Here is a 21,534-nt window from a genome sequence, read left to right as displayed (position 1 = left end):
TGCCTGTCGGATTTACATCATGGCGTTCCGTGCAAGTATCGGGCTTTGGTGAGTGTAGCCACCTTACCCCGCCATGACGCCTCGTATCCGCTTCCTGTTCGTCAGGCCAGCGTTTTGCCTCGGGCTGCCTTCAGATTCCCCCTCGCGAGGGACACCCTTGCCGTCGGCTAGCACTTCCCCTTGCAGGGCGTGCAGGGGACTTTCACCCCCAAGTCATCCTGAAGCACCACCCCCAGGAACAGCGCCGGTCAAGGCGCTGCGCGCCATGCCTGGCGCACTACACAAGGCTATCTACTCAACGTAGCAGCCAAATTGAGCTTCGTCATGAACAACGTGATGGCAGGATTCGAGGGGAAAAGGAGCCTGAACCAAGGCGATGCTGCAAACCAGAGGTGGTTGCAATATTTTTGAGGAGTCGGTTAGTTCAAGTAATAACCACTAACTTTCCACGTGCCCTCTTCCAAGTGAGGAGTGATGGTTTCCGTAATCTGCGATGATCTGTTTTCAAAACGTGTTTGGAACGTCAAAACCGCGTAGTCATCTCTTGGAGCCCCAGGCATAGAGGTTTCGCGGACAACGCTTACTCGCCGACGCGACTGAACCGCACCAAAGTCACGACGCGCTGCACCAATCGTCCGTTCTAACATGTGCGGTGAAAGCGGCTTTTTTAGTAGTGAAGATGACGATTCCCATGCCTGCTCATACTGACCACTATCGATGGCTTCTAGCCACGCCAACGCCGCCGCCTCTGCCGCACTCGAGTTTGCCTGCGCTTGGTTAGACAGAATGAGAAGCAAGGTGATGATAAAGATCAGCATTTTCGGCATAACGGGCACTCTCGGCATTTAGCAACGACCAGAGAAATCTCGATGGTCTTAGGTATATATCGGTCATCGTCAGAGTTTCTTTAGGGCTGCAAGATGTATTTGCGTAATCGTTAAACTCCAAGCTGTGCCTGCTTCTCAAACCCTACTCGCTCGTTTACTATGCGCCACCCACCCTATTTCAGTAGCCACTATTAGGTCACTATGTCCGTCAATGCCCTCTATACCGACCTTTCTGGCTACTACGATTTGATGTGCGTGGATATCGACTATCAAGCGCAAAGCCACGCCATTCGCAGGCTGCATCAGATTTTCGGTAACGGCGGAACGACACACCTAGATTTAGCCTGTGGCACCGGCCCACACGTGCGCCATTTTATTGATTTTGGATACGCCAGTAGCGGGCTTGATATTAATCAACCCATGCTGGATATTGCCACCACGCGTTGCTCAGAAGCACACTTCACGTTGCAAGATATGAGTGACTTCAAGGCCAACGAGCCTCAAGACTTAATCACCTGCTTTTTATACTCAATCCACTACAACGATGGGATTGAAAAGCTAAAAGCGTGTATATCCAGTGCTCATTGTGCCCTCAAGTCTGGTGGTATTTTCTGTTTTAACGCAGTCGATAAAGACAAAATCGATAACGCTTTATCTGTTAAACACAGCGCCCAACAAGAAAGCGATTTATTCACGTTCCGCTCGGGATGGCACTACAGTGGCCAAGGTGAAAAGCAGTCGCTTAGGCTCAGCATTGAAAAAGCCAACGCTGAAGGAACACAGCTATGGAACGACGAACACCCCATGGTAGCCGTCAGCTTTGCGGAGTTAAGCGCACTCTTAGCGCCTCACTTTGAGGTTCATGTGTTTGAGCACAACTATGAAAAAATCATCCCCTGGGATAACGCCTCTGGAAACGCTATTTTTGTCTGTGTGAAGGTTTAGTCGTCTTCGACTAGCGGTTCTCCACTTTCTCAAGAAATATCACTGATAACCCCGCTGCAATGAACATTGCTCCAGCGCCCATATTCAGGCCTTGAATTACGCGCGGACGACTCTCCAACCAGCGCGCAAACATAGATGAAAAGAGACCCAGCACGGCGAATATAGCGAATGCCATAAAAGCAAACCAAGCACCTAGCAATAGCGTTTGCAACGCAATCGATCCCTGCGCCGGCGATACAAATTGAGGAATAAATGCCAAGATAAATAGCGCGGGCTTCGGATTAAGCACGTTGGTTAGAAACCCAGTGGTTAAAACCTCGCGGTAAGACAAACGACGATGCGATGAAAATGCAATCAAGTCTCTGGAACGTAATGCTTTAATACCTAACCAAATCAAATACCCGGCCCCAATCAATTTAACGGCGCTAAAGGCAACGGCAGAGGTCTGGATAAGAGCCGCCAAACCAAGAAAAGCGACAACCACATGCACCATCAGCCCCATTCCAGCTCCTACGCTGGAGACACAAGCCGCTAGACGCCCCTGGCTAAGTCCACGACTAACGGCGAGTATATTATCAGGCCCCGGCACTAGAATTATTAAAACGCATGCGGCAGTGAAAGCCATCCATGTTTCGATTGGTATCATGTCTCTCTCCTATCCCAAAACTTACGCTTACCCGTATTAATGGCAAAACCGTGCGTGCGCATCGGATGAGGCGTTATGCATTGAACCCTACCTGATACCTCTGCTTGCTTGGGCTGAATCCTGAAGACTCGTAGAACCTGTGTCGCGGGGTCTTTAGACCTCGTCATAAGCGCCGCTTTATAACAGCCAGCTTGCTGGGCAAAGTCTATAGCACACCTAAGATTGGCCTTACCGATACGTTGCTTGCGGTGATCCTTGGAAACAATCACATTTTCAATGATTGCATACGGTCGACCAGACCAACTCAAATTAGCACACATATTTACGGTACAGGTACCCATCATGCCATTATCAGTGAAGGTACTAACGATGCATCCCCCCTTTATGATATTGAACCAAAGACCCGCGGCAATTCCTCATCCACTACTGAAGTTGCCTCATCCCTGCAAATAAAAATTAATTCACTGCGTCTGTGACCAATAGTCATTTCTCTTTGAATCTAGGAGCCAGTATATGAACGTTCTGATTCAGAAAGGCTTTAACCTTGAGAAGGCTGGGCCTGTCGCTAAGCTATATGAAGAAGCTTTCGGCGCTAAATTCGCGAGCGCAATACCTGACAAGGCTAAGCGCATTCAATTACTCTCCGACTGTTTTGTCCCTGAATTTTCCTTTACTGCCATCTTTGAAGATGAGGTCATTGGGCTAGCAGGGTTTCAGCAGCCCAATGGTTCGCTAACGAGCGGAATCGGGATGAAACAGCTGATAGGCAAGCTTGGAACATTGAAAGGGCTCTGGGCATGTCTGGTGTTCAGCTTATTCGAGCGCAAGCCAAAATCTCAAGAATTGGTGATGGATGGGATTGCTGTCGATAGCCGATTCCGAGGGCGAGGCATAGGTTCCAGACTCTTGGATAGCATTATTGCACATGCCGTGGATAATGGTTTCGAGACGATCCGCTTAGACGTTATCGATAGCAACCCGAGAGCAAGGAGGCTGTACGAGTCCAAGGGATTTATCGCCGTAAACGAAGAGCATTTTCCCTACTTGAAATGGTTAATCGGCTTTTCTGGGTCAACAACCATGGTGTTGAAGGTAGCAAGTTTAACTTAGCAGACAATGCTCGCCCTCTCGAAAGCATATCCCTTCAGAGGTGAGAGCCTGGCGCCTAGATGTTCATTCATAATCGCCATTGTCAGATATTACCCTTCGGCCACACATGGCCGAAATTGCCTCCTTTGTGACCGCTTAACGCATCGTTGGCAGAATGCGTAACAGCTAATCTGTAACCTCACTTCAACACGATGAGATTAGCCATGACCCAGCCTAAAACCGCATTACTATTAATTGATGTTCAAGCCTCGTTCCCTGCCCGCGATTACTGGGTAGAATCACTGGCTCAGGCGTGGCGTCCCAAGCAGCGTGCGGTGCTGAACGCAGCCCAGACCAACGATATACCGGTTGTGCGCATTCTGCATGAGGCACCTGGCAGCCAAGGGGCTTTCGACCCTGACGGTGGCCTTATTCGTCCGCTTGATGACTTTAACGATGAAGTGGCGGTAACCTTTCATAAACGTGCGCATAACGCGTTCAGCGATACCTCACTAGAAAGCTGGTTACGGGAGCGAGGCATTGAACGGCTGGCGATTAGCGGTATTCGTACCGAGCAATGCTGCGAAACCACCGCACGGGTGGCGTCGGATTTAGGGTTTAGCGTCGACTTTATCAGCGATGCTACCCTAACGTTCCCCATGACACGCCACGGCATCACCTGGTCAGCAGATGATATTAAGGCGCGCACCGAACTGGTACTTGAAGACCGCTTTGCGCGTATTATCAGCACACAAGACATGATCAACGAATGGCAAAACCCCCGTGAGTGAAGAGCAACACAATAGCCAACCGCCATCCACAAGAGCCACCACCTTGCGGGTGGCGGTACTGATGATGCCCGGCCAAGTGCCACTTGATTTGGTTGGCCCACTTCAGGTCTTACAGTGTGCTGACCGGCTTTCGATAGACATTCAGGTGCGCTATCTCGGCCCCAAAGCGGCCATGCAGTGGCTAGGGCCGCTGACCCTTAGCGGCATCGATCCCTTGCCTGAACAGCTTCCTACTCAAGATTTACTGCTTATTCCTGGGCAGTACCGCAATAGCCTTGAGCCATTAGCGCAGCAAGAGTGTGTTGCTTGGCTCAAAGCGAATGCCCACTATGCAGATACGCTGATGACCGTTTGCTCAGGCACGCTATTACTGGCAGACGCGGGCCTGTTAAAGGGAAGACGCTGTACCACCCACCACGCGCTAATCGAGCAGTTACAAGCCAAAGCCCCACAAGCAAAGGTACAAAGTGATTGTATCTTTACCGAGGACGGGCGCTATTTAACCAGCGCGGGGATTTCGACCGGCATTGATACCATGCTGTACTGGCTTACCCGTGCTTGTGGCCATTCACTGGCCTTGGCGGTAGCGCGAGAGATGGTGCTGTATCTTCGTCGCAGTGGTCAGGAGCCTCAATTGGGTGCATGGCTTGAGGGCCGCAATCATGTGGATGAACGGCTGCATCGCGTTCAAGATGCAATATGTGCCGCCCCTTCGCAAACCTGGCGTATCGAGACATTGGCGGCTCAGGCAGCCATGAGCGAGCGTCATTTTCGGCGCCAATTCAAAAGCCTCACCGGCATGCTGGTGGGCGACTACATTATGGGGTTGCGCCTGCAGCGAGCCAAAGCGTTAATGACCGAAACGACATGGACGCTAGCGCGTATCGCCGAAGCATCCGGATTCGGGGATGAGCGGCAGCTAAGGCGCAACTGGGCTCGCCAGGAAAAAGCGCCGCCTAGTGTATGGCGCCGGGCCAGCTCCCAGACGCTGCGTGATTGAGTTAATGTGAGCCATCATTAAAAAAACATACCATTGGTTAACGCCATGACCGAGTTCATCTTGCCAAGCAACGCTAACGATCTAAATTTTCGGCATCGCCTGCCTGATAAACGCTTAGCCCCGTGGGTTCAGTGCCTTTGGTCAATGGGGCGCCCAGGGCATCTCACTGAATCAAGAACCGAAAAGTTCTACCCTGATGCCGGTGCTAGCCTCAGCATCAAGCTCACCAGCCCCCACCCCATTATCACGCTCTGTTTCAACAAAACCACGTTGATAGAGACACTCGACACCACCGCACCCTGTCTGGGCATTCGTTTTAAGGCAGCCGGCACCCACTGCTTGCTGGGTTTGCTACCCGAAGCATTCACAGATACACACTACCGCTTGGATAACGAGCTTGAACCATTAGGATTGCAAGGATTAATACCTGTGGTAGAGCGCCTCTACCAGTCGGACTCGCAACAGGGTTTACGCCTGCTGGAAACATGGTTGTTACATCGACTAGAAAGCCAGCCACCCGCCAATAGCCGTATCACTAAGATTGTTCAAGCCATTGGAGCACTTCAGCTTCCGCCCCAACAGTTAGGCGCCACGCTAGGGTTTACTCGACGTACCCTGGAGCGCAAATTAAAACGCGAGGTGGGCGTTACCCCAGGCCAATTAGTGGCCTATGCCCGGCTGAACCGAGCCCGCCATGGACTGCTTGCAACCACGCTGCCCCTAACGGAAATAGCCCTGCAATGCGGCTACTATGACCAAGCTCACTTCACCCATGCCTTCCAATCACTCGCCTATGAAACGCCCGCCGCCTATCGCAAGCGCAAACTGTCGCAAATTTACAAGGCGTAAAAAAACCTCGACGTTAAGCTGAGCTCTCAACTTACTCACCGAGGTCACCCACATGTCTACTCGTATCTCTCAACAGTCTGTATATCGCCTTTGCCCCCGCCTAGCTAAGCACCTGACGGCACTAGGCGACGTTGCCCCAGACTCAACGGTTGATCGCTCGATAATCCACTTGGTCAACCTACGTGTTTCGCAAATTAATCACTGCTGCTTTTGTCAGCACATGCATTCGCAAGAGGCCAGAGACGATGGCGAACACCAGGTTCGCTTAGACGTATTGCCTGCTTGGCGTGAAGCCCCCTGCTTCAGCACACAAGAGCGCGCCGCACTCGCCTGGGCCGAAGCACTAACACTGGTCAGCCAGCAAGCGGTGAGTGACAACGACTATCAAAACGCCCTAGCTGCGTTTGGTGAGCAGGGGCTAATTGACCTCACCGCCATTATTGTCCAAATCAACAGTTGGAATCGGGTATCGGTGGGCTTTCAGTTTGCACCGGACATCAGTATTTAAGCACTGTGAGGCTCTTGAAAGTAATAGTTCAGATAAGGAAATAAAATGAACAGTGAGATAGCGCAGCATCAACAGCTACCCAACCTACTCGGTCTCTTATCAAGCTTATTTTTCTTCTTTGGCAGTCTTTTGTTTCTTCCCGCTTTTGCGAGCTACGCAACCGTAGGCGTATGGTGTTTTGTAATGGGCTCACTGATCATGTTCATTATTTACGTGATGAGTATGAGAGATACTGGTAAGAAGCGCGGCTAATAGAGCACACATACGAAAGTAAGAAACGTCGGTTATAGCCGCTGGGTTAGCTACCCAGCGGATTGCTGACTGTAATGCCTTTCAATATTGGCTGAAACCTTACCGCAGGCGGAGGATTTCACTCTAGCTTGATGTCGCCCAAAAGAGTCTCGGTCAATGAACTCTTCATACACATCAAATCGATAGGGGTTAATAGTGCCTTGAACAACCTCAAAAACGAGGCAGCCGGGCTCAGACAGGGTTAACCGCTTATGGTTGATGAGCTCTGCTTTAACAGCGTTCAGATCCGGCTCGGGGACGATGATAAATCCTTTCAGTATGACCTTTGGCATTGAGCCTCCTCAGCGCATTACCATCAAACACCTATCGTGCCCACGGCATTGTTTTGTAATGCATGCCATTGCTGCAACGTTAACCGGTACAGCCTCACTGGACGGCCATGAAACTCAAGGATGTCGAACTCAGAAAACCCAGCTTTCTCTGCGACCTTAAGTGATGCACCATTTTCAGGCTCAATAATAGCCACCACCGACGATAGCTGCTTTTGATTAAGTGCATTATGGAGTACCGCTTGCACTGACTCAGACGCCAGCCCCTGCCCCCAGTACCGTTTGGCTAGCCGATAGCCTAGCCCCATCTCCTCAACACCATTGACCTCTTCGGGGCTGATACCGCAAAAGCCAACAAGATTTCCAGAATCCTTCTCTACTAAGGCCCACGGCCCGATGCTGTGAGCTGCATAGCTCTCCAAACACCACTCGATAAACCGCCGAGTCGCCGTTTCATCGCAAACGCCTCGAATCGAATATTTCATCACCTCAGGGTCGCTAAGGATATTGGCCAACTCGGGAACATCGTCTAAGGATAATGTCCGTATACATAGTCGTTCCGTTTCACAAATTTGCACCATTTCCTCCTTGTTGATGATGCTCTCGGAAAGCGCTAGCTCCGAACCCAATTGATTGTCGGCAGGAGTGTGCCTTTACTGAGCCTAAGCCCTCAACGTTTGGTAAAACAGCTACCAAAAGCGGGGACAGCTCAAGGAAGAGGTTAAGCGTGACGATGGTGTGGCGAAGAGTCTGAAAACTCAACGATGGCTTCAATTTCCACAGCAAACCCCTTCGGCAATGAGCCAACCCCAATGGCAGAGCGTGCATGCTCACCGCGCTCACCAAGAACAGTAACAAACAGGTCGGAACAACCGTTGATGACTTCAGTGTGAGAAGTAAAGTTAGGATCAGCATTGACCATACCAAACACCTTCACGACACGCTGAACCCGATCAAAGTCACCCAGCGCTTCTTTAATGAGCGCAAGGAGATACAGGCCAACCTCTTGAGCGTACATCCGAGCCTGCTCAACAGTGACTTCCTGCCCAACTTTTGGGACAACAACTCCCTCTTCTCGCAACGGAGCACCCTTACCTGACAGATAGAGCATGTTGTCCGAAATGGCATAGGAACGAAAGCTGCCCCTTGGCGTGGTAACGACGGGTAGTTCCAATCCCAACGAACGAATACGCTCTTCCACGGTTGATTTCATTACAGGCTCCACGTATATGCTGTTAAGGTTTTAATGACAACGCGCACTGGTGCTGGTTTATTAAAGATCTAGACGATAAACATTCCACTTCTTGATCTCACTGAAACCAAAGCTACTTATAAGGTCATATCCAATATTGAACTCTTTAAGAACACGCATCTCAGCTCTACAACAATTTTCAGACTGTGACTCATTTACAGCATGCTGTAGTAAAATACTTTTATTTTCATCGCCATCAAAACCATCGATCAAGTACAGATCCTCAATATAAAGAACGCGGGATCCAACGTAACTCGCAAACTTAAAATTATATATATAGAAGCCAATGGGCTGGTTGTCTTGATAAGCCAGCAATCCATAACAAGCAGGCGTAGAGGCCAAAAAAGCGTCAGCGTAACTTGTTCTATCAGCAGTAAACAGGTGCTTTTGACTTTCAGACTCAGCAAGCTTGACATTCAAGTCATAAAGATCGTTGATATTTTCATCATTTACTCTAGCAAGTTCCATAGCTTCATTTCCTATTAATTTTCAACCAATTTTCACGTTAAAGAAAATAGTTGATCTCGGTGCAGTGCTAAGCCCTGCCGATACAGCAATCATCTATAAGACCTTTACCACCAGCCTTGGCCAGGTTTGTAGCCATCGCTTAGCGCATATTCGGGCTTCGAAATCCGTTTGTTTTGGCCGTTTGGGATTTAAGGTAATGGTATAGTCAAACAGCGGCTTAACACCAAAGGGAGCTACAAGAATAACGTCTCCATCATCATCCAAAGCAGCGCCTACAGCAGTTTCTACTTCTACCCAGAAACTCATGGCATCTTCAGTGGACGTATACGGACAGTCACTATTTCTCTCGTGCATTCTTGCCTGGTTCTTTACCGACCAGGGAAACATTGAGACTTCCCTTAATCCTTGCTCGATCTCATGATCGCGGGAATCGCTTATGTCGTCAGGATCGAAGTAAATTAAATCGATGTCGTTAAGGGCTGTATTCGTTGAAAAGTTATGCAGCTTGTCCCACACCAAGCTTCTAACGAATCCAGCAGCAAGACACCACCCCGGCAGCTTCAGCGCAGCCGCTATTGTCAGCGCCTTCATACGGGCCGGATCACTCATTAGCCATTTTTTGACCAGCGCTTCATGCTCCATCTCAATACCTTACTACCAATGCGCCTATTTTGAATTGCTGGGTGGTGCTGAACCATCCAACGCTGGACACGTTATAGTCTCCCTATCCCTGCTGCTACAGATCAGATTCATGGTTGATACCGTCGCTAACCGGTACACCATCCAAATCACAGGGGTTAACGCCTTCCAGGCACCCGACATTGAATCCATACACAGTGGGGTTCGAGCGCGTTTGGTGGTGGGTGTAGATGCCGCATTTTGAACAGAAGTAATGCTTTGCGACACCTGAATTGAATTGATATAGCTTTAGATGCTCAGCACCGCGAAGAATGTGAAGACCACTCAATGGTACATAGGCCATAACAGCACCTTTGCGCCTACAAATAGAGCAGTTACACCTTTTCGGGTCAACAAGACCATCAGGCAGATCGAGTTCGAGCTCCACCATGCCGCAGTGGCATGCAGCCCTGTGCCTAGGTTGAATGTTAACTCCGCCCACTTGCTTGACCACAGCTTTCCCCCGTATCTATCGCTGGCGAGGCGTTTTATAAGTTAGCATCAACTTCCTTCAGCCCTAGAAGCAGCGCTGCGCCAATCAAAAACGACCCAGATACCTTACCTAAGTACTGGCGTGCTGATGACTTTAGTTTCGTGCTAACCCATTCAGCTGATTTACCGTAGGAAAACAAGAAAACCGCATCCATGATGAGATACGTGGCACTCAGTATCGCAAACTGATGCAGAAGGGGCTCAGATGGGTTAATGAACTGTGGAAAAAGAGCAGCGAAAAAAACAACGGCTTTAGGGTTTGCGGCTGAAGTGATAAAACCTTGCCAAAACAAGCTTTTTTTCGACCGCCCCTGATTCGCCACACCTACATGGCTCCCGCTCTTTGAGAAGATCAACCGTAGGCCCAAGTACGATAAATATGCCACCCCCGCCCACTTCACGACGATAAAGAAATCACTGGATTGCTGAACAATGCTCACCAAACCTATCGAGGCGACAATCATTTGTAAAAAATTGGCTGACAAATCGCCTGCAGCGGTAAATAGCGACCGTTGGAAGCCATTGCTGACGCTATTGGAAAGCATCAAAAGCTGGCTAGGGCCCGGTGTACTCATCAAAATGAATACGGTGCTGACATACAGAAGCCAAATTTCCGTTCCCATAGCTCCTCACTTTGCAAAATTGAAGTGTGCTACGCCCACAGGCTCGACGAATTAAGGCTGCACCTCAAAAGGAGAAATAGCCGTACCTTGGTTGTAAACCATTTTCCATTCGCTCCCCTCTTTCCGCCATATTGACGTTCGCCGAGAATAGCTTGTACCTAAGCCGTTTTGACGACTGATAGCAACCCTATAAAAGAGCTGAATAAGATCAGAGCTCAATCTCCGGTGCTCAAAGTCCTGAGATATAGCCGACCATGCGGATTCCTGCGGCAAACAATCAAGGACACTATCTATCTAACCCGACAAAATCGCCTGATGCGCCGATCTCCAGGAAATCCGAGGATAGTAAAGACCACAGCTTCGCCGGTGACCTGCGCACCTCGAAGCTAAGCAAGGCTCTCTCCTTTTCTATCAGATCCGCTTCGATTTCCATAGCTGATTACCCTAACGTATGAACTCGACAACCTTCGTGGCTCCTTGGTTAGAGCCTATAGAATCAATGGTTAGCTCCCCTGTTCCTCGAGCAAGTCGACATAAGCGCCTTCAATGAACTGGGATGACTCGATACCGAGCTGATCCAATTTTCAGTGGCTTGTTCGCTGCAAACCCTTGAAATCTGCTGGCTGGTCTATCAAGAGTCAATGCCCAGTGGGCAAGCAAAACTACAACACTGCCTTTAACAGTTTATAAAACTCATCCAACTCTTTCTTATCAAGTGGTTCGAGCAATGCGGCAGAAGCGTGTTTAAACGAAACTTGCGCATCTTCATAAATTTTTGTCCCAGCAGTGGTAAGTGCCACCAGGCTGACTCTGGCATCACGAGGGTTTTCCTGCTTCTTAACCAGCCCTATTTTCTCCATAGGATTTAAAAGGCGAGTAACCCCTGATGGGCTCAACCCAACCTGTTCAGCAAGATCGCTACGGCGTACTTTTTGATTGGGTGCGGTGTATAGCTGATTGAGAACCAGATAATCGGACAGGCCAATACCATGCGCGGAAAGCGCACTGCCAATCCGTTTTTGGATTTTACTTTGCAGGTTGATGACACTTAACACCAATCCTGCCTCTATATTTTCCGACATAGTCATTACTCTTGCGCGATGGTTGATCCCACAAATATATACTCAAATGATTGCGCAGTCAAACATATTGCAAGCAAATGGTCGTTAGCGGTTATTGATGACCGAGTGAAATGCCAGGTTAGCTGCTCTCATGCATGTATGCACGAGGCTGACTCTCCTAATTCATGACAAAGAGAATTAGAATCCGTCCTTCATCTTCAGGATAAAATGCGACACGAAGGCACCACTGCTTCCCATTTCGAGAAAGGCACTAGACTTTGTACGAAAAGTCGGCGAGCGAAGGTCAGGCAAGGCAAAAAACGGCGAAAAAGCGGAGTTTACGAAGTGTAAATGAGCATTTTGAGCCGTTTTTTAACGCAGCATGGCCGAGCACAGGCAGTTTTCGTACAAAGCCTAACGCTAAAGCCTACCTTCACCGATGCTTATATAGCGCAATTTTGCTGCCTTCATTCCCTAAAAATTGAATTAATTGTTTTCTAGGCTTTGAAGTTGGGTGGAGTGTCCCAAAGCTGCACCTCGATATAGAGCTCAAAATCTGTTTCCCAATAGCGCTCGTAAGGAATCTCGTGATCATTGGCAGGGATTCCGAAGCGTGTAACGAGCCTACTCACCTCATTAAGCAGAAACACTTGATTGTAGTAAGGCTTGTCGTCTCGGGTTAGCGCAATAAAGCTATCCGGGTAAGTTAAAGACGTTACTTCGGGATCGAGCTCAGAGAGAGGGATTCTAAGCTCACCTTGGTTTGCGTTCAGGTCACGAAACCAAGGGGATTCTCCAAGCACTAGATAGAAGGGATGATCGCGGCGCGGTTTACCTCCACGCGCAACGAAGAGCTCACGCAGCCGAGCCTCCACCTCACGTCGGACTCCTATGTAATTCCTACCGTAGCGCCGCCGGTAACCGGGATCACGCTGATGACGAGTTAGGATATCTTGAAATACAGGATCTTCCGAGCCAGCAGGAAGCTCTGAGAGACTCCGAAACGGGCCTGTCTCTCGCAAATAATAGTGGGTAGCGAAATCGGGTAGCCTGATCACTGTTTCATGCCTTCGGCCAAGCTAATAGCCATCAAACGCCCCGTTGAGCGACATATCAAAGCAACTTATTGACACGCCCTAGCCTGGCTAATGAAATCCTCTAAAAGAGCATTCGCTCGCTCGATATCCCGCTCGTAAATAAACAAGTGATCGAATACGGCACCACACTGCGGGCCAGCTTTAATGCCGTGTTCATTTAACACTCGCAGAACAGGGCCGAGAAAACCAATCACATCGAAGGGAAGCTCGCCATCCGTTGATATAACTTGAAACGGGCCGAAGCTATCTCTTATAGAGACCTCAGTTTTTAAGCGTTCAACGGCTGCCTCGTCGACTATCGCGGATACACCTGCCTGATCGCGAATTAAACAGCTGTACCGAGCATCGCTTGCCACGAACACGTTAGCCACATCTTGAGCGGACGTGTCACTAAGATCGAGCATCCAGTAGCGTTCAGGCCAGATTTTCAATGTCATATTCGCCCATACCGCCATTGGATCTATAGACATTACACTCTCCTGTTAGACCGCCAATAACCGCTCGGTTCGACAGCTGTTAAAACGTCACATCGAAGCCGCAGCTGGCCTATACCTTATGATACAAAGTGCTGCAGTATTATATGAATTCAGGCCATGAAGCTCAGGACTCAGAGCTTGGAGCCTCCTGGTTTGGCCGCAACTGAAGCTGGATGCCGAGTAAGAAATTTCGCAGCACCTGATCTTTACACTCTCGATAATTCTTATGGCTGGGCTTGCGGAAAAACGCGCTTAATTCATGGTTACTTAGATTGAAGCCAGCCAGTTCAAAAGCAGCCAAAATATCATCAGCCTTTAAATTCAGCGCAATGCGCAGCTTCTGAAACACCATATTGTTGTTCAACTGCGACTCTGGCACGGGCTGTGGCCCTTCGCGCTTACCACGCTTGAAGCTGATTAACCCATTCAAAAACGCCGCCAGTTCCTTATTCTTCATGGTGACAAAGGCGTCGTCGTCATCCTTTTTCAGCCAAGCCGTTACCTGCTCTTGAGCCACGCTGACCTCTGCCAAGGCGAAGATATCCACGATGGTGCTGTCTTTTAAATCAAAGGTGTAACGTATGCGGCGAAAAATATCGTTATTGGTCAAAATAGTGTCCCTAGTCTTAGGCAAACCCAGCACAATCAGGCTTTATGTGCATCTACATGATTAAAACCAGCAGCTCAAAGGAACTAACCTGTGGTCAGTTTCCCAAGCAGCTCGTCAATTTCGTCTTTAAGCTCGCCATCTTCAATTTTATTGGCGGTGGCTTGGGCATTTTTAAGATTACTGATAGCCGCGTCGGTTTGGCCCAGTTCGACTTGCAACTTCGCCATGGAGAACGCGATAGATGACATGTGATCCTTCGAGTTAACGGCGACGGCCTTTTCAAAGGCTTTTTCGTAGACTGCCAGCGCCTCATCCAGCTCTTCCGTGAAGTCAGCCAATGTTTCCCACTGCTCTGGATGATCTTTATCGGTGCTCTCATTCTCGGTGCAAATAGCTTCCAGCTCCGCATAGAGCGCATCAAAAGCCTCTCTATCCTCTTTATCGGCAGCCTTCATGAGCTTTTCAGCGAGTTCGTAAACCGCCTTGTATATTTTGGTGTTAATCATGAACGACTGCCTTTTCTCTATTTAAAATATAGTAACAAGTAAACAAACCTGCTGAAAATCAACGTATGTAACGAAGCCACCCCACCGTCACCGATGGCATTATACCCTTTGGGAATGGCTCTACGGGCGATCATTTTACGGTTTTTGTGCTGGGGTGTTGGTATTTGAGTGGTCGTCCTAGCTGCTCGCGCCATCAGACCACTCCTTAGAGGCATTGGAGAACATTTCAGCTACCAATGGCAAAGATTCGACCTGCATTCAACGACTTGGCTTCTGCAATACCTGGTTAAGTGACTCAAAACTATCAGGGCCACCATCTAAACGAACACAGCCATCGGATTCTGAAGCCCAAGAAGCCGATGAAGAAAGGTGAAGATGAATAGATATTTGCGACACAGTCTCATCATTCAGCAAACCAGCGGGAACCCATACCAACTCCGTGTCTCTCAGTTGGTTGGGTACCAGACTGCCGCAGACCGAACAAAAATCATTCCGGTAACCGGTTGGCTTCTGAAAAGTACTGATTTTGGATTGGCCGGAATGCCAACGGAAGCTATCCGCTTTTACAAAAGTGGCCGTATTTGACGCAGACCCTGTCGCTTTGCGACACAGAGAGCAGTGACATTGATAGAAGTTCGGCAGTTCCCCTTCGATTTCGAACTTAATCTCCCCACACAAACATTCACCTTTCATTGAATATTCCTTAATGCTTTACACCCTCGATCACAAACCGCTGCTAATCGCTACACGTTGTTAACAGTAGTGTTCCATGATGAATTCAGGATAGCCAGTTTGTTCGTCAATCTGCTCACTTAATGCAATGAAGCCATGTTTTTGATAAAAACTGATGCTGGAAGCGTTCTGCCTATAGACACTTAGCTGTAAACACGCCCTTCTGCTCTTAGCATCTTCAATCAACGCTGACCCTATACCATTTCCCTGCAGGCTTGGTAGCACAAAAACTGCTGCTAACGTATTTCCATAGAGGCAATAAAACCCTGTAACCTGCTCATCAGCCTCAAATACAAAGGTGTCTGATGCAGGGATGTATATATCCCGCATATCGCTAACTTTTGACTGCCAAAATTCAGAACCAACAAAGGAGTGGGCTTTAATCGAAGCTGAAAGCCAGATATCCAAAATTTGTTCAATATCCGCCTCACGGTATTTACGAATCATCTAAATGTTCCTAACGATGGTCAATGGCGCCAAAGGCGGTACTGAAAAGCTGCCTAGCCCTGGATAAGGTTGCACCTGAACCAGCGCTAGACAGCTTCATAAATTTAGGCCGGTACGCTTTGTCTTCCTTAGGGTCAATCCGTTTCTTCCATAGGAGTAATTAGTTCTCATCACTTCCTGAAAGCCGTTTTGCTTCCAAGTCCCACTGAAAGATCCAGGAATTTTAACAGGTTATTCTAAAGATATTTCATGGTGCATCAAAGCTAAATCTATTACGGTTCAGCACCCTGGAAGGTGCTGAACTGCTTGCTTATTAAGTGGCATCTTGATTTAAATTCCGCTCGGCCGGGATATCGCTTAGCGCCAAGTAATGTTCGTCGTCACCAAAAGTGCACCCATTTACGCGATTTACCATACCACTCGCCATGGCCTTCAATTCACTGCCTCCGCTGCCAGAAGGCCTCCTGACTGAACCGCCTTGGCCCCTGGTAGCTGGCCTTGAGATGAAAGAGATAACGCTGGCTGACTGCTTGCATCTCCTGCTGGTAGGCACCGAGTGATTGGTGCAAGCCAGATTCGATGGCCTTGGCTGCACTGGTTGCCGAAGCCAGGGAATGAAAGAGCCCTTGTGAAGCCAATGGGTCGAAGGCCAGCAGGGCATCGCCGATAGCCAGAAATCCCGGCCCCGCCTTCGGCAACTGCCCTACTTCCAACAGGGAAGTACCCGCCGGTCGGCCGCGTACACGGGCGGGGGCCACCCTCTCCAGCACCTCTGCCAATAGGGCATGCTCCCTGGCTCGGGCCAGAAAGGCATCGGGGTGACGCAACAACTGACGGCATAGCGGATCATCGACGTCCATATGGTAGGCCAACACCCGTTGCCCTTGAGGCAGGGGCACCGTATACCACCAGCCACGGGCATCCGCCTGAATGCGCATAGTAGCGTCCTGGCTCTCGGCCGCTTGGTCCAGGAAACTGTAGAGGCACAGCAAAGGATCATCAGCATCGCGCCGTAATCCCAATTGACGCCCCAGATACCCACTACGGCCCGTGGCATCAATCATCACAGGCGCCCTAAACGATCCCAGTGTCGTGTCCAAGTACCACTGGCCCTGACGGTGGCGAATATCCACTTGCTTGCAGCCCTCCCCCAGCGTCACCCCGACATCCTGGGCTCGAAGACGCAGCATCTGCTCAAATTCTCGCCGATCTAGATACCACCCAGGTCCGGCCGGATCCTGGATGGCATCCCGCCAGACCGGCTTATCATCGTCCCACACCGATACTGCAGCGCCCCGCTCCCGGTGTCCCGCGTCCCGAAAAGCTGCCATCAAGTTAAGGCGCTGCAGCAGCACAGCTGCTGCTCCCGGCAGGGACTCACCAATGGGGGGCGTCCTAGCCAGGGAAGCCCGGCGTTCCAGCACCAGCACCCGCTGCTCCGGCCGCAGCAGAGTGCCGAGCGCCAGCCCAGCAGGTCCGGCACCGACAATCACTACGTCGAAGGGGCGATAGTTAGCCATTAGCGGCCACGTCGTTGTTCGATCAACAGCTTCCGCATGCCTTTGTCTGTGTCGTGCCGCTCCTCAGGCGTCAAGTCACGGCCGCCTCTATCTTCGACCTGCATCTGCGGCGGGAAGTCGGGATCTCCGTTGAGCCCTGGCTGCACCTCTACGATTCCCATCTGATCAAAATCAGTCACCATTCTCGCCAACTGTTTATTGTGGCCAGCGCCCAGGGTGCGATCCCAATCGGCACGCTGATGGTAGGCAGCCAAGCGCTCTTCTCTCGGCAGCGAGTCGTTCATCACCGTGTCATAGTTCTCCTTGCTCAGTACCTGATTAGGTACCCGAGCAGGCCAGAAGGTGGGTAGATAGGGATCGTATTCGGTGTCGTAGCCGGAGCGGCAACTCGCAGTGTCAGTTTGCCAGGGAATAGCCATCCAACGGGTAATAGAGCCAGGGTATTGGCCGTATAGGGGGCCGTTATAGGACTTCGCCATGGCTGGCGTCAGCGTTGTGCCATAGTCCGGCTCCGGATCTTCGGGGCTGCGGTGGCGCCAGCGGTAGGGTTCCATATACATGGTGCTATGGCGTACCGGCCAGGTCATCTCACACCCCGGATGGAAAGCGTCGGCGATGCAGAACTCCATCGCTGCTCTGTCCAGCATAGCGGGCTGCTGCTCCAACGGAACCTTGTCGATACTCTCAGGTGATTGCCGATGTGGATCGTAGTCCGCTTCAAAATCCCCTTCTGCCCACTTGTCCAGCAGTGCCAGTTGGGTGGTGGTCAGGGTGTTCATAGCGTCGGGCACGTTTGGCATGGGAACATTCATGGCATCGCCATAGATCCAGGGCCAAGGCTTCATGGAGATATCGCCGTCCTGGGGATTGCGGAAGCTATTGACCACAGTGCGCCTAAGTTCGGCGTAGGTTTCACCCGGTTCGGCCAACTGCGACAGGTAGCGGGGCTCAAGGAAATGCTGGGGCATACCATAGCCGAAGCCAGCGGCAAAGCCCGCATTCATCCATTGTAGATCGCACATGGCTTTGAGGATGGGCAGTATGTCGTCGGTAAAGGAAGGTCTGGTGGGTGCCGGTAACAGGCCAGCCTGGATAGCCACATCCGTCATCAGCGCGTACATGGTACGCACCGCTTTCTGCTGTGGGCCGTAATTGGGCGGAGCCACCACCACCCAGGCTGGCGTCACGGTAATCGGACGGCCATCCACCAATACTGTGGCCGTCACGGGGCCGTCACTGGTGTCGTCATACCAGCCGTCATTATTGGCGAAGGTAGTGGGTGGCTTTTCCAGATAGGAAGCGGAGCGCCCATGGCCACCGAATACCTGCAGGCGACCAACAGTGTCGGTGCGTAACTCCCCCAGTGGCACCTCTATTCCCATGAACGTGCCGCCCTGAAACTGAGCCACGCCGGAACAGGTATTGATGCTACGCGCTCCTGGGGTAATGGACAGATTGTGCCTATCCCGCAGAGCCACCTCGGCGTTACGACGCGTGGAAGGCGCTGCCGTCTCAGCTTCGGGGATATCCAACGCGAGCTCGAAGTTGTACCAAGCCGCTTTATGGTTAGCTACCTCCACTGTCCAGGTAATCTCGGTGGTAGGATCCATGGTCAGTTCCCGCACTACCCTACCGTTGCCGTCGTAAGCGTAGATGCGGAACTCGGCCACCTCGCGTTTCAAGGCACCAGTGGCGTCCCGATAGGTCCCCGGTTCCCTGGGCAGGGGCTCGGTGACCTGGGGGCCGATGTAAAAACCGTCAGTTTGCTTGGAATTGCCCACCCTGGCGATACCAATGGCCGGGTGAATTTTGGCGTAAGCGATCTCAGACATCTGTCACTCCCTTTTTGTATGGGACGACACCATGAAGCGAAGGGGTTCTGGCGCCGCATAGGCTCATGAATCTCTGAACTGTAACTGAAGAAATAGTAAAGCAGGATCAGCGGTACACTGCTGCTCACCAAGATAGAACAAGACAGCCACTTATTCACTGCAAAAGGTGAAATTTAATTTGGGTCTCATCTATTCAAATTGCGCTGCTACCTTTTACAAGGTAACTGGCCTTCCCCGCTTAAGCGTTTATTAAACACAACCCAACCATTATCCCCTACGATTCCCAAAATCAGTCGGTGTAAACTTATAGCTAATCTCTAAACACAGGAAGGCAGTTATACAGCCTGAATTGATAAGAGCTCCTTGCAAAACCCTTGAAATAGCTCACCTACGTGCCTAGCTTAGCTATTATGGCTAAGAAAAATGCCCTGATGAACTTTGGGGAATTGTTGAGCCGCTCTTGCCACTGGATTCACCCAAGCATGATGGTGGTGGGCCACGTGTTTCCAACCGTGCCGCCTTGACCGACATCCTGTTTTTTCTTAAGTCAGGCATCCCGTGGGAAGTGTTACCTCAAGAAATGGGATGGGGTTCCGGCGTCACTTGCAACACGATAAGAGCGGCGTACTGATCTCCACCATGCGTTCACTTTGCTGGGCGGACTGCTCACTGATTGGCTTTAAACAGCTCACACGACAGTTTTGAAAGAAGCTCAACAGAGCACTCGGCAACAGAGGCGGTATTGCTGTGCCCCTAAGTTTCCGATCTTTCAACCGTTAAGCCGATTTCCTGTCCATACGAAATTTCTAAAACATGTCCATCAGGATCATTTATGAATGCCCAATAGCCTACCGGATAGCCGCTATCAGTCGCCTCCCGGGACAATATTTCTTCGCGCCTAGCTTGGTCACATAAATCATCTACTTCACTCTTGCTTTTACAACCAACACCCAGGTGGGCAAAAGGCCCTAATATAGGAACCGGATTACTGCTTTGTACTAACACTAATACAAATGGGCGTGATTTATCTGACAACCAAACGACTCGCTTGTCAATTTCCTTATCTGTTCGCTCATGAATGACAGACATGTGGGCATAGCGCTGATAAAAATCAATACTTTGATCTAAGTTACTTGCTGATAACGCAATGTGCGTAAAGCCGACATCTATTTTCATTATCAATCCAAAATTTCTAGTTTTAAAAAAGAGACTTTCTGGCTCGTTATTGCTTACAAACCCCTGCTTATCAAGAGCATGCTTGACTACCAAACACCGCTAATTGTCTATCTCTCCTACGTTGCTGTTTGCTGAGCATCGCGGTTTAAATTCCGCTCGGCCGGGATATCGCTCAGGTATTCGACAAACTCCACCTCAAAACCGGCCGGATCGACAAAATAGACATTCTTGCGAAACGGCTCTACAGCTCCTGGTTTGGCAATGGCATAACCCGCGTTATTCAACCTGGCCACAACGGCATCCAGGTTATCGGTCACATAGGCAAAATGGGCCAAGCCAACGCTGTGACCTTTCAGATCGCGGTTTGCCCCTTCGCCGTGATCGCTTAACGCCAGGTAATGTTCGTCGTCACCAAAGTGCACCCATTTACGCGGTTTGCCATACCACTCGCCATGGCCTTCATCGCGTACCCGCCAATGCGGGAATACGGCGCAGTAAAAATCCAGCATGGCATCCATATCATCAACGACCAGATTCACGTGTTCCAAGTACATAAGAGTCTCCTTGCGTTAAGTGAAATGGCAGGATAAAACCTCAACTTCACTTGAGGTAAAGCTGTTTTTGGAAAAAAATGGCAAAAAAGATTCAGGAGTGCGTGATGGCAGAGGCAATTTGGAGTGTTGGTAAGGTGGCAAAGCGCTGCGGCATTAAAGTCAGCACCTTGCACTTTTACGAGCAGCAAGGCCTGATCCACAGCTGGCGCAATGCGGGCAACCAGCGCCGTTACAAACCGGAAGTACTTAGGCGGATTTCGGTGATTAAAGCCGCGCAGAAAGTCGGCGTCAGTCTGGATGAGATCAAGCGAGCTTTTGAATCACTGCCCAATAACCGCACACCGACGGTTGAAGACTGGCAGCAGCTTTCAAAAAACTGGCAGCAGATGCTCGATGGTCGGATTGCTTATCTGCAAAAGCGTAAGCGTTCATTCTAAGACGTCCTGCCGCCCGGCTGACATTCGCCCTACAGTAACCTCACATTTGCCCACACGAGGTTACCCCCATGAGAAAGCACCGCACCCCGGAACAGTGGCAGGCCCTGGTTGACCAGCATCGTGACAGTGGTCTGTCAGCTTCGCAGTTTTGTAAACAAGAGAACATTGGCTATTCCAGCTTCTGCAACTGGCGAAAGCGCCTGTCCGATCAGCCGACCGATAATTCGACAGACTCTGGAGAAGCCAGCTTTCTCGATTTGTCGTCACTGATGGGCACGTCGCCATCATCCGGCTTAGGCTGGAATATTGTGCTCAGCCTGGGTAACGGCGTCGAGCT

General features: G+C 50.3%; 30 protein-coding genes and 1 pseudogene. 10 read left to right on the top strand and 21 right to left on the bottom strand.

Going from position 1 to position 21,534, the window contains the following annotated elements:
- Positions 1 to 419 precede the first annotated feature (419 nt).
- Positions 420 to 827 carry a DUF4019 domain-containing protein gene (locus tag HALA3H3_RS18835; protein WP_022523117.1) on the bottom strand — a complete coding sequence of 136 codons (408 nt, stop codon included), beginning with the start codon at positions 825 to 827 and terminating at the stop codon, positions 420 to 422.
- 201 nt (positions 828 to 1,028) lie between these two features.
- Here HALA3H3_RS18835 and HALA3H3_RS18830 point away from each other — a divergent pair, with 201 nt between their 5' ends.
- A complete protein-coding gene (locus HALA3H3_RS18830) occupies positions 1,029 to 1,772 on the top strand; it encodes a class I SAM-dependent DNA methyltransferase (protein ID WP_022523116.1) in 744 nt (247 codons plus the stop codon).
- 10 nt (positions 1,773 to 1,782) lie between these two features.
- On the opposite strand, the gene HALA3H3_RS18825 is transcribed toward HALA3H3_RS18830, so the two are convergent.
- Together HALA3H3_RS18825 and HALA3H3_RS27860 are read right to left on the bottom strand one after the other, a co-directional pair.
- Positions 1,783 to 2,397, bottom strand: a complete 615-nt coding sequence (locus HALA3H3_RS18825; RefSeq protein WP_238326123.1) for a LysE family translocator — start codon at positions 2,395 to 2,397, stop codon at positions 1,783 to 1,785.
- A 17-nt stretch (positions 2,398 to 2,414) separates the two neighbouring features.
- Positions 2,415 to 2,789, bottom strand: coding sequence for a GNAT family N-acetyltransferase (locus tag HALA3H3_RS27860; protein WP_350340065.1), 375 nt, complete (start codon positions 2,787 to 2,789; stop codon positions 2,415 to 2,417).
- A 142-nt stretch (positions 2,790 to 2,931) separates the two neighbouring features.
- Here HALA3H3_RS27860 and HALA3H3_RS18815 point away from each other — a divergent pair, with 142 nt between their 5' ends.
- The 6 genes from HALA3H3_RS18815 (at position 2,932) to HALA3H3_RS18790 (ending at position 6,907) form a co-directional block, all read left to right on the top strand.
- Positions 2,932 to 3,528, top strand: a complete 597-nt coding sequence (locus HALA3H3_RS18815; protein ID WP_022523113.1) for a GNAT family N-acetyltransferase — start codon at positions 2,932 to 2,934, stop codon at positions 3,526 to 3,528.
- A gap of 203 nt (positions 3,529 to 3,731) precedes the next feature.
- Positions 3,732 to 4,298, top strand: coding sequence for an isochorismatase family protein (locus HALA3H3_RS18810; RefSeq protein ID WP_022523112.1), 567 nt, complete (start codon positions 3,732 to 3,734; stop codon positions 4,296 to 4,298).
- Positions 4,291 to 5,298 (top strand): GlxA family transcriptional regulator, encoded by a 1,008-nt coding sequence (locus tag HALA3H3_RS18805; protein WP_053857042.1) that lies wholly within the window; start codon positions 4,291 to 4,293, stop codon positions 5,296 to 5,298. The genes HALA3H3_RS18810 and HALA3H3_RS18805 overlap by 8 nt, the downstream gene beginning before the upstream one ends.
- Positions 5,299 to 5,343: 45 nt before the next feature.
- Complete coding sequence (locus tag HALA3H3_RS18800; protein WP_022523109.1) at positions 5,344 to 6,147, top strand: helix-turn-helix transcriptional regulator; 804 nt, start codon at positions 5,344 to 5,346, stop codon at positions 6,145 to 6,147.
- 52 nt (positions 6,148 to 6,199) lie between these two features.
- Positions 6,200 to 6,655, top strand: a complete 456-nt coding sequence (locus HALA3H3_RS18795; RefSeq protein ID WP_009287032.1) for a carboxymuconolactone decarboxylase family protein — start codon at positions 6,200 to 6,202, stop codon at positions 6,653 to 6,655.
- A 45-nt stretch (positions 6,656 to 6,700) separates the two neighbouring features.
- Positions 6,701 to 6,907: a YrhK family protein gene (locus tag HALA3H3_RS18790; protein WP_022523108.1), complete on the top strand. Its 207-nt coding sequence runs from the start codon at positions 6,701 to 6,703 to the stop codon at positions 6,905 to 6,907.
- A gap of 50 nt (positions 6,908 to 6,957) precedes the next feature.
- Here the strand turns inward: HALA3H3_RS18790 and HALA3H3_RS18785 are convergent, their stop codons facing one another.
- From HALA3H3_RS18785 to HALA3H3_RS18720, 16 genes are all read right to left on the bottom strand, one after another.
- Positions 6,958 to 7,239, bottom strand: a complete 282-nt coding sequence (locus tag HALA3H3_RS18785; protein WP_022523107.1) for a putative quinol monooxygenase — start codon at positions 7,237 to 7,239, stop codon at positions 6,958 to 6,960.
- Between the two features lie 23 nt (positions 7,240 to 7,262).
- Positions 7,263 to 7,817 carry a GNAT family N-acetyltransferase gene (locus HALA3H3_RS18780; protein WP_082116879.1) on the bottom strand — a complete coding sequence of 185 codons (555 nt, stop codon included), beginning with the start codon at positions 7,815 to 7,817 and terminating at the stop codon, positions 7,263 to 7,265.
- 140 nt (positions 7,818 to 7,957) lie between these two features.
- Positions 7,958 to 8,449 carry a RidA family protein gene (locus tag HALA3H3_RS18775; protein ID WP_022523105.1) on the bottom strand — a complete coding sequence of 164 codons (492 nt, stop codon included), beginning with the start codon at positions 8,447 to 8,449 and terminating at the stop codon, positions 7,958 to 7,960.
- A gap of 60 nt (positions 8,450 to 8,509) precedes the next feature.
- Entirely contained in the window at positions 8,510 to 8,956 is a 447-nt protein-coding gene (locus HALA3H3_RS18770) for a hypothetical protein (RefSeq protein ID WP_022523104.1), read from the bottom strand.
- Positions 8,957 to 9,049: 93 nt separating this feature from the next.
- On the bottom strand, positions 9,050 to 9,598 hold the full coding sequence (locus HALA3H3_RS18765; protein ID WP_022523103.1) for a nucleotidyltransferase family protein: 549 nt from the start codon (positions 9,596 to 9,598) through the stop codon (positions 9,050 to 9,052).
- A 94-nt stretch (positions 9,599 to 9,692) separates the two neighbouring features.
- Positions 9,693 to 10,076, bottom strand: a complete 384-nt coding sequence (locus HALA3H3_RS26310; protein WP_435369342.1) for a GFA family protein — start codon at positions 10,074 to 10,076, stop codon at positions 9,693 to 9,695.
- A gap of 46 nt (positions 10,077 to 10,122) precedes the next feature.
- Entirely contained in the window at positions 10,123 to 10,749 is a 627-nt protein-coding gene (locus HALA3H3_RS18760; RefSeq protein WP_053857041.1) for a LysE family translocator, read from the bottom strand.
- Between the two features lie 662 nt (positions 10,750 to 11,411).
- Entirely contained in the window at positions 11,412 to 11,831 is a 420-nt protein-coding gene (locus HALA3H3_RS18755; protein WP_022523102.1) for a MarR family winged helix-turn-helix transcriptional regulator, read from the bottom strand.
- 476 nt (positions 11,832 to 12,307) lie between these two features.
- Positions 12,308 to 12,685: a hypothetical protein gene (locus tag HALA3H3_RS18750; protein WP_238326094.1), complete on the bottom strand. Its 378-nt coding sequence runs from the start codon at positions 12,683 to 12,685 to the stop codon at positions 12,308 to 12,310.
- A 248-nt stretch (positions 12,686 to 12,933) separates the two neighbouring features.
- On the bottom strand, positions 12,934 to 13,377 hold the full coding sequence (locus HALA3H3_RS18745) for a hypothetical protein (RefSeq protein ID WP_022523100.1): 444 nt from the start codon (positions 13,375 to 13,377) through the stop codon (positions 12,934 to 12,936).
- 130 nt (positions 13,378 to 13,507) lie between these two features.
- A complete protein-coding gene (locus HALA3H3_RS18740) occupies positions 13,508 to 13,993 on the bottom strand; it encodes a YehS family protein (protein ID WP_053857040.1) in 486 nt (161 codons plus the stop codon).
- Positions 13,994 to 14,076: 83 nt separating this feature from the next.
- Entirely contained in the window at positions 14,077 to 14,499 is a 423-nt protein-coding gene (locus HALA3H3_RS18735; RefSeq protein WP_022523098.1) for a hypothetical protein, read from the bottom strand.
- A gap of 258 nt (positions 14,500 to 14,757) precedes the next feature.
- Entirely contained in the window at positions 14,758 to 15,192 is a 435-nt protein-coding gene (locus HALA3H3_RS26305) for a GFA family protein (protein ID WP_022523097.1), read from the bottom strand.
- Positions 15,193 to 15,252: 60 nt separating this feature from the next.
- Positions 15,253 to 15,678 (bottom strand): GNAT family N-acetyltransferase, encoded by a 426-nt coding sequence (locus tag HALA3H3_RS18730; protein WP_022523096.1) that lies wholly within the window; start codon positions 15,676 to 15,678, stop codon positions 15,253 to 15,255.
- Positions 15,679 to 16,115: 437 nt separating this feature from the next.
- Entirely contained in the window at positions 16,116 to 17,198 is a 1,083-nt protein-coding gene (locus tag HALA3H3_RS18725; protein ID WP_022523095.1) for an NAD(P)/FAD-dependent oxidoreductase, read from the bottom strand.
- Positions 17,198 to 19,030, bottom strand: coding sequence for a LodA/GoxA family CTQ-dependent oxidase (locus HALA3H3_RS18720; RefSeq protein WP_022523094.1), 1,833 nt, complete (start codon positions 19,028 to 19,030; stop codon positions 17,198 to 17,200). Before HALA3H3_RS18720 ends, HALA3H3_RS18725 begins: the two co-directional genes overlap by 1 nt.
- 430 nt (positions 19,031 to 19,460) lie before the next feature.
- Between HALA3H3_RS18720 and HALA3H3_RS26300 the strand changes: the two are divergent.
- Positions 19,461 to 19,637 (top strand): annotated as a pseudogene (locus tag HALA3H3_RS26300) (transposase); the annotation flags it as partial.
- Positions 19,638 to 19,783: 146 nt separating this feature from the next.
- Here HALA3H3_RS26300 and HALA3H3_RS18715 read toward each other — a convergent pair.
- The gene (locus HALA3H3_RS18715; protein WP_022523092.1) at positions 19,784 to 20,206 is read right to left on the bottom strand and encodes a VOC family protein; all 423 of its coding nucleotides are present in this window, start codon (positions 20,204 to 20,206) and stop codon (positions 19,784 to 19,786) included.
- 116 nt (positions 20,207 to 20,322) lie between these two features.
- Positions 20,323 to 20,760 (bottom strand): VOC family protein, encoded by a 438-nt coding sequence (locus tag HALA3H3_RS18710; protein ID WP_022523091.1) that lies wholly within the window; start codon positions 20,758 to 20,760, stop codon positions 20,323 to 20,325.
- A 104-nt stretch (positions 20,761 to 20,864) separates the two neighbouring features.
- Here HALA3H3_RS18710 and soxR point away from each other — a divergent pair, with 104 nt between their 5' ends.
- Positions 20,865 to 21,197 (top strand): redox-sensitive transcriptional activator SoxR, encoded by a 333-nt coding sequence (gene soxR / locus HALA3H3_RS18705; RefSeq protein ID WP_022523090.1) that lies wholly within the window; start codon positions 20,865 to 20,867, stop codon positions 21,195 to 21,197.
- 68 nt (positions 21,198 to 21,265) lie between these two features.
- On the top strand, positions 21,266 to 21,534 hold a 269-nt coding region (tnpA, locus tag HALA3H3_RS18700; RefSeq protein WP_053857235.1), incomplete at its 3' end, for an IS66 family insertion sequence element accessory protein TnpA.

The sequence above is a fragment of the Halomonas sp. A3H3 genome (assembly GCF_000982975.1).
Taxonomy (GTDB): Bacteria; Pseudomonadota; Gammaproteobacteria; order Pseudomonadales; family Halomonadaceae; genus Vreelandella; species Vreelandella titanicae.
Note: the sequence above shows the minus strand (reverse complement) of the source record. Positions and strands in the feature narration are given on the sequence as shown.